At 68.9% G+C, this 7,565-nt stretch carries 7 protein-coding genes; 6 read left to right on the top strand and 1 reads right to left on the bottom strand.

The features are described 5' to 3' along the window. From miaA to RJ05_RS15950, 6 genes are all read left to right on the top strand, one after another. The coding region (gene miaA / locus RJ05_RS15975; protein WP_036538072.1) for a tRNA (adenosine(37)-N6)-dimethylallyltransferase MiaA at window positions 1-882 on the top strand (882 nt) is incomplete at its 5' end. Further along, a complete protein-coding gene (locus RJ05_RS15970; RefSeq protein ID WP_036538062.1) occupies window positions 879-1,712 on the top strand; it encodes a TrmH family RNA methyltransferase in 834 nt (277 codons plus the stop codon). The genes miaA and RJ05_RS15970, both read left to right, overlap by 4 nt. Before the next feature lie 41 nt (window positions 1,713-1,753). Then, the gene (gene dapF, locus RJ05_RS15965) at window positions 1,754-2,635 is read left to right on the top strand and encodes a diaminopimelate epimerase (RefSeq protein WP_036538071.1); all 882 of its coding nucleotides are present in this window, start codon (window positions 1,754-1,756) and stop codon (window positions 2,633-2,635) included. Window positions 2,636-2,723: 88 nt separating this feature from the next. Next, window positions 2,724-4,244, top strand: coding sequence for a GTPase HflX (gene hflX, locus RJ05_RS15960; RefSeq protein ID WP_138445502.1), 1,521 nt, complete (start codon window positions 2,724-2,726; stop codon window positions 4,242-4,244). 116 nt (window positions 4,245-4,360) lie between these two features. Then, window positions 4,361-5,350 (top strand): lysophospholipid acyltransferase family protein, encoded by a 990-nt coding sequence (locus tag RJ05_RS15955; RefSeq protein WP_228783736.1) that lies wholly within the window; start codon window positions 4,361-4,363, stop codon window positions 5,348-5,350. A gap of 149 nt (window positions 5,351-5,499) precedes the next feature. Beyond that, window positions 5,500-6,645: an acyl-CoA dehydrogenase family protein gene (locus RJ05_RS15950; RefSeq protein ID WP_036538060.1), complete on the top strand. Its 1,146-nt coding sequence runs from the start codon at window positions 5,500-5,502 to the stop codon at window positions 6,643-6,645. A 65-nt stretch (window positions 6,646-6,710) separates the two neighbouring features. On the opposite strand, the gene RJ05_RS15945 is transcribed toward RJ05_RS15950, so the two are convergent. Beyond that, on the bottom strand, window positions 6,711-7,562 hold the full coding sequence (locus RJ05_RS15945) for a class I SAM-dependent methyltransferase (RefSeq protein ID WP_211357595.1): 852 nt from the start codon (window positions 7,560-7,562) through the stop codon (window positions 6,711-6,713). Window positions 7,563-7,565: the final 3 nt, after the last annotated feature.

Genomic DNA, 7,565 nt, shown 5'->3' with positions numbered 1-7,565 from the left:
ATCGACGCGATGCAGCTGTACCGGGGCATGGATATCGGTACCGCCAAATTGCCGCCGGACCAGCGGCGTGGCATTCCACACCATCAGCTCGACGTGCTCGAGGTGACCGACACCGCGACCGTGGCCGCGTATCAGGCCGCCGCGTCCGCCGATGTCGAGGCGATCATGGCCCGTGGGCACACACCGGTCATCGTCGGCGGTTCGATGATGTATGTGCAGGCGCTGCTGGACCAGTGGGATTTCCCGGCCACCGATCCGCAGGTCCGGGCCCGATGGGAGGCCTTGCTCGCCGAACGCGGCGTCGCGGCCGTGCACGAGGCATTGCGGGCCGCCGACCCGGCCGCCGCGGCCACCATCCTGCCCACCGACGGCAGGCGGATGGTGCGTGCGCTGGAGGTCGTCGAACTCACCGGACAGCCGTTCGCGGCATCGGCCCCGGTGATCGGGCGTCCGCGCTGGGGGACGATCATCATCGGCGTCGACCGGGAGACCGCCGAACTCGACGAACGCATTGCCCGCCGCACCGACCTGATGTTCGACACCGGCCTGGTCGAGGAGGTGCGCGGGCTGGTCGAGCGAGGGCTGCGCGACGGCCAGACCGCCCGCCGCGCCATCGGCTACGCCCAGGTACTCGCCTATCTGGACGGTGAGTACGACCTCGCGCACGCCAAGGAACGGACCTTCATCGGCACCCGCCGCTACGTCCGTCGGCAGCGCTCCTGGTTCCGCCGCGACCGCCGGGTGCGCTGGGTGGACGGCGCCGATCCGGACCTGGCCGCTACAGTCGCGTCGCTGCTCGCCACCGCCGAACCCGAGGAATCGGGCGCGGCCACCACTCGGGCGAGCATCGGCATCGACTCCGAGGAGCGAACCCCGCAGTGACCAGACGCGTCAGCACCCGCAACGCCTCCGTACAGGTGTGGCAGGCCTACCTGAGCAATCGCACCAAGCGTCATCGCGACCGCCGATTCCTGGTGCAGGGCGTGCGCCCGATCACCCAGGCCGTCGCCAACGACTGGCCGCTGGAGACACTGCTGTACCGGCTCGGCGGGCCGGAGCTGTCGAGCTGGGCGCGCGAGCTGCTCGCGACCAGCGACGTGCCGCAGGTCGGGCTGGTGCCGGAGCTGATGGCCGAACTGGGGGAGAAGTCCGGCGGAGTGCCCGAGGTCGTCGCCGTCGCCGAACAACGCATCCTCGAACTGGACACCTTCGAACCGGGCGAACCCGGCGAGGCGCCGGTGGTCGTCGTCGTCGACCGGCCCAATTCCCCGGGCAATCTCGGCACGTTGATTCGTTCGGCCGATGCCTTCGGTGCGGACGCGGTGATCGTCACCGGTCACGGCGCCGACCAGTACGACCCGCAGGCAGTGCGGGCCTCGACCGGCTCACTGTTCGCGGTGCCCGTACTACGCGCCGCGGGTCCGGCCCAGATTCTCGCCTTCCGGGATCGGCAGGTGAATCGCGGCATCCCCACCCGCATCGTCGGCACCGACGAAGGCGGCTCGCACGCGGTGTTCGATCACGATTTCACCGAGGCCACCATCCTGGTGGTCGGCAACGAGACCAGCGGGATGAGCGCGGCCTGGGCGCAGGCCTGCGACGATATCGTCGACATCCCCATGGGCGGGACCGCCAGCTCGCTGGGCGCGCCGTCGGCGGGGGCGGTCGCGCTGTACGAAATTTCCCGGCAACGCCGAACGTTTGCCAGATGACCACGACGAGAGGCGGCCGGCACGTGCCAGACAGCGACAGCATCGAGTTCACCAAGGGCCACGGCACCCAGAACGATTTCGTGGTGCTGCCCGACCCGCAGGTGCGCCTCGAGCTCACCGTCGATCAGATCGCGGCACTGTGCGATCGGCAACGCTGCCTCGGCGCGGACGGGGTGCTGCGGGTCGCGCGAGCCGGTGCCTTGCGGGCCGCGGGCGTGCTGGCCGAGCTGCCCGACGGCGTCGGCGAGCAGGACTGGTTCATGGACTATCGCAACGCCGACGGCTCCATCGCCGAAATGTGCGGAAACGGCGTGCGGGTATTCGCCCACTACCTGGCCGCGTCGGGGCTGGAGACGCGGGCGGAGTTCGTCGTCGGCAGCCGGGCCGGCGCGCGGCCGGTGACGGTGCACGCGGCCGGTCCGGTCAACGGTGACGTCACCGTCGCCATGGGCGAGGTCCGCGAACTCGGTGAATCGACCGCCACCGTGGCCGGCTGGGGCTACCGCGGGATCGGCATCGACGTCGGCAACCCGCACCTGGCCTGCGTCGATCCGGAACTCACCGCCGACGCGCTGGCCAAGCTCGATCTGACCGTGGCCCCCGGCTACGACCCGGACCTGTTCCCGCAGGGAGTGAACATCGAGCTCGTCACCGCCCTCGACGTGACGGGCGCGGTCGATATGCGCGTCTACGAACGCGGCGTCGGCGAGACCCGCTCCTGCGGCACCGGAACGGTGGCCGCCGCGGCCGCTGCCCTGGCCGCGGGTGGTTTCCGGATCGCCGAGGACACCGGCGAGGTGACCGTCCGGGTCCCCGGCGGCGAAGTCTCCGTCGCACTCGAGCGCGGCCGTGCCCGGCTGCGCGGCCCATCGGTGCTGGTGGCGACCGGCCGGATCGCCGGCGAGTGGTGGCAGGGCCGGTGACCGGGCCGCGCCCGCGGATATCCACATGCGCTGTCCTGGGATTTCGTGGCAGCATGGATGGTGTATGAGGAATTCAGAGTCTTTCGATATGACCAACGGTAGCGATCTGTACGACGGCGCCGACGACGTGGATAGCGCCGAGTTCGACGGCACCGAAGCCACCGCCGACGCCTCACCGCGCCGCCGCGGCGGCTGGGCACCCGAGCCCACCACCGGTGAACTCCAGCTCGAAGACCGCAGCGCGCTGCGCCGCGTCGCCGGGCTGTCCACCGAGCTCACCGACATCACCGAAGTCGAATACCGGCAGCTGCGCCTGGAACGGGTCGTGCTGGTCGGTGTCTGGACCGAAGGCAGTGCCGCGCGCGCCGAGGCCAGCATGGCCGAACTCGCCGCGCTCGCCGAAACCGCCGGTTCCGAGGTGCTCGAGGCGCTGATCCAGCGTCGCGACCGGCCCGACCCGGCCACCTACATCGGTTCCGGTAAGGCCGACGAGCTGCGTTCGGTGGTGCTCGCCAGCGGCGCGGACACCGTCATCTGCGACGGTGAACTCACTCCCGCCCAGCTCACCGCGCTGGAGAAGGTCGTCAAGGTCAAGGTGATCGACCGGACCGCCCTGATCCTGGACATCTTCGCCCAGCACGCCACCTCCCGCGAGGGCAAGGCGCAGGTCGCGCTGGCGCAGATGGAGTACATGCTGCCGAGGCTGCGTGGCTGGGGTGAGTCGATGTCGCGTCAGGCCGGTGGCCGAGCCGGCAGCAACGGCGGTGTTGGCCTGCGTGGTCCCGGTGAGACCAAGATCGAGACCGACCGTCGCCGCATCCGGGAACGGATGGCCAAGTTGCGCCGCGAGATCCGCGAGATGAAGACCGCGCGCGACACCATGCGCTCACGGCGCACCTCCAGCGGCATCCCGTCGGTGGCGATCGTCGGCTATACCAATGCGGGCAAGTCCAGCCTGATGAACGCGCTCACCGGATCCGGCGTGCTGGTGCAGGACGCGCTGTTCGCCACCCTGGACCCGACGACCCGTCGTGCCGAACTCGACGATGGTCGCGAGGTCGTGTTCACCGACACCGTCGGCTTCGTCCGGCATCTGCCGACCCAGCTGGTCGAGGCGTTCCGCTCCACGCTGGAGGAGGTCACCGGCGCCGATCTCCTGCTGCACGTGGTGGACGGATCCGACGCGCTGCCGTCCGAGCAGATCAAGGCGGTCCGCGAGGTGGTCACCGACGTGATCCGCGAATCGGGCACGCCCGCGCCGCCGGAACTGCTGGTGGTCAACAAGATCGACGCCATCGACCCGGTCGAACTCACCAGGCTGCGCGCGCTGCTGCCGGGGGCGGTGTTCGTCTCCGCGCACAAGGGCACCGGCATCGAGGAGTTGCGCGACCGGCTCGCCGAGGTACTCGGCGGACTCGATGTCGAGATCAGTGTGCTGCTGCCTTACACCCGCGGTGACCTGCTCGCTCGCATCCACGCCGACGGCCGAATCGACAGCTCCAGCCACGAGGAAGCCGGGACGCGGGTGCACGCGCACGTGCCACAGGCGCTGGCCGCGGCGCTGTCGGAGTACGCGCATGCCGGCACCGCCGTAGGCGACGGGGCGTAAAACCGCCGGGTTTCCGGCACGTGAACAATGTCGCAGGTCAGCCCACGACGGCATATCCGATGCGACACAGTCGATTTCGTTGCGTTATCGTCATCGAATCGACATCAGGAGGGTTCATGTCGCACGACCGTTCCGGCTCGGCCGATTCCGGTGATCGGCCGGCCGGTGCTCTGCCCGAGGGGGCCGGTGCTCTGCCCGACGAGGGCGGGGTCTCGCGCGAAACTGCCGTGCTCAGCGACGGTGCGCCGCTGTCAGTGTCGCTGAGCGAGACCGACCTGCGCGTCATCGAGACCTTGCTCGCCCCGCTGCGCGCGTGGACCAGCCCGCGGTTCTACGGGCTGGAGAACATTCCCGCCGAGGGGCCGGTGCTGCTGGTGGGCAACCACAATCTGCTCGGCGGGATCGACGCGCCGCTGCTGCTGCCCGAGGTGTTGCGCCGACGCGGCAGGCTCATCCGCGGGCTCGCGGAGAACGTACTCATCGCGGTGCCCGGTGTGCGGCATCTGCTGCACCACTACGGTTCGGTGCGCGGGACCCGGCAGAACTGCCTTGCGCTGCTGGAACGCGGCGAGGCCGTGATGGTCTTCCCGGGCGGCGGGCGCGAAGCCGTACGCCGCAAGAACGAGAAGTACCACCTCAAATGGGAGGGACGGACCGGATTCGCCCGGATGGCGATCGAGGCGGGCGCGCCCATCGTGCCGATCGCGATGATCGGTGTGGACGACGCCTACGACATCGTCGTCGACGGTGATCACCCGGTGCTGCGACCGCTGCGCTGGGTGGTCGAGGCACTCGGCATCAACCGTGAGCTGACCCCGCCACTGGTGCGCGGGATCGGCCCGACGCCGCTGCCACGCCCGGAACGGTTCTACTTCGCCGCGGGCGCGCCGATCGATCCCGCGCCCTGGCGTGATGCCCCCGATCTCGGTGCCGCGGCGGTAGAGCTGCGGGCGGTGGTGCGCAAGGGCCTGGAGGAAGAGCTGCGGTTCCTGTTCGCCGAACGCGACCGTGATGCCGGTCGCACCCTGGCCGGCCGGGTGCGCGGCGATCTGAGCGCGTTCGCCTCCGGCGCGATCGACCGGCTACGGCGTTTTCGTTTGTCGTGAATCTCCTTTGATCAACTTCCTCCCTGATACTCGAGCAGGTGAGGCAATGAATTCGGGGAGTGAAGTGAACAGCGATTCTCATTCCGGGTACGGTGGGTGACAACGACGGACCGGTGCGGACCGGTTCGTGTGGTCACTAGGAGGTTGGTGTGGAGCGCACACTGTTCGAACCCGAGCACGACCTGTTCCGGGAATCGTTCCGCAAGTTTCTCGACACCCACGTCGCGCCGAACCACGCGGCATGGGAAGAGCAGGGCATCGTCGACCGGTCGGTGTGGACCGAGGCAGGCAAGCAGGGGTTCCTCGGCATGGCCGTGCCCGAGCAGTACGGCGGCGGCGGGGTGAAGGACTTCCGCTACAACGCGGTGATCACCGAAGAGACGGTGCGTGGGCAGTACTCCGGGCTCGGGTTCTCGCTGCACAACGACGTCATCGCGCCGTATCTGCTGGAGCTGGCCAACGACGAGCAGAAGCAGCGCTGGCTGCCCGGATTCTGTTCCGGCGAGATCATCACCGCCATCGCGATGACCGAACCCGGCACCGGCTCGGATCTGCAGGGCATCAAGACCCGCGCCGTCCGCGACGGTGACGACTGGGTCATCAACGGCGCCAAGACCTTCATCACCAACGGCATCAACGCCGACATCGTGATCGTGGTCGCCCAGACCGATCCCGACAAGGGCGCGATGGGCTTCAGCCTGTTGGTCGTCGAACGCGATATGCCGGGCTTCGAACGTGGCCGCAACCTGGACAAGATCGGCCTCAAGGCGCAGGACACCGCCGAGCTCAGCTTCAACGACGTCCGGGTGCCCGCCGCCAACCTGCTCGGCACCGAGGGGATGGGCTTCATCCACCTGATGCAGAACCTGCCCCAGGAGCGCATGTCGATCGCCGTCATGGCCGCCGCCGCGATGGAAGGCTGCCTGGAGATGACCTGCCAGTACGTGCGTGATCGCAAGGCCTTCGGCAAGCCGATCGGCGCCCTGCAGAACACCCGTTTCGTGCTGGCCGAGCTGGCCACCAAGACCACCGCCGTGCGCATCATGGTCGACCGCTTCATCGAAGACCTGAACGCGGGCAAACTCTCCCCCGAAGACGCTGCGATGGCCAAGTGGTGGAGCACCGAGGAGCAGCTCGATCTCATCAACCGCTGCCTGCAGCTGCACGGCGGCTACGGATACATGAAGGAATACCCGATCGCCAAGGCGTACATGGACGCCCGCATCCAGACGATCTACGGCGGCACCACCGAGATCATGAAGGAGATCATCGGCCGGTCGCTGAAACTGGCCTGATTCCTGCACTGGGCGCCCACCGCCCCGTCCTGCCGAAACACGGTGGGGCGGGGCGGTTTCCGTCGCTAGCCCGCGCGGCGGGCGGTGACCAGCCAGGTGGCGGCCGGATGCCGGACCACACCGTCGACCAGATGGCTGCGCAGCTCGGCACGTACCTCGTCCAGGAGAGCTGTCCATCCGGATTCGCCCACTTCGGGTTCGAGCACGCGGCGCGCTTGCCGTCCGGTGGTGGTCCCGAGGATGAGCGCCAGCCGCTGCGCCACCCCATCGCCGCCGTCGATGCCGTAGTCGCAGTGGAAATCCAATGCGGTGATGGCGATATCGGACCATCCCGCCGCTGTCAGAATCGAGGTCAGGCGCTCGGGATCGGCGAACGCCGTCGGGCCCGGTGCGCCCGGCGGTGGGTCGTCCTGGCGGGGACTCAGGCGATCGGTCAGCACGGTGGTGCCGAGAGTGAACATCGGGTTCTCCGAATGTTCGCGCCAGCAGGCGAAGGTCAGTCCGGCCTCCGGTACGGCCGCGCGACCGATATTGGCGAAGGCCGCCACCGGATCGTCGAAGAACATCACACCGAATCGGGACACGATCCGGTCGAACGGCGCGCCGGGAGTCGTCGTCAGGTCCATGACCTGCGCATCGCCCAGTACCACCGCGGCCTCCGGCACTCGCGCCCGCGCCGCCTCCACCATGCCGGGCGACACGTCGATACCGGTGACCGCGGCACCGGCCGCGCGACCAGCGGCCAGTAAAGTGCCGGTCCCGCACCCGATATCGAGCATCGTCCGACCGTCGCCGAGCGCCGCGGCACCGACGATCGCCTCGGTCACCGGCGCGTACAGCGCATCGAAGAGCTGTTCGTTCTCGGTCCATCCGGCCGCACCCTCGGCCCAGTTCTGCCGCATCTGCTCATTCACCACACC

The sequence above is a fragment of the Nocardia cyriacigeorgica NBRC 100375 genome (assembly GCF_000308555.1).
GTDB classification, from domain to species: Bacteria; Actinomycetota; Actinomycetes; order Mycobacteriales; family Mycobacteriaceae; genus Nocardia; species Nocardia cyriacigeorgica.
This window is presented reverse-complemented; position numbering and strand designations above follow the sequence as displayed.

What these genes read in the sequence shown, in the direction of transcription:
- RJ05_RS15955 (WP_228783736.1), top strand. Translation starts at nt 4,361, where the DNA reads ATGTCGCACGACCGTTCCGGCTCGGCCGATTCCGGTGATCGGCCGGCC.
- hflX (WP_138445502.1), top strand. Translation starts at nt 2,724, where the DNA reads ATGACCAACGGTAGCGATCTGTACGACGGCGCCGACGACGTGGATAGC.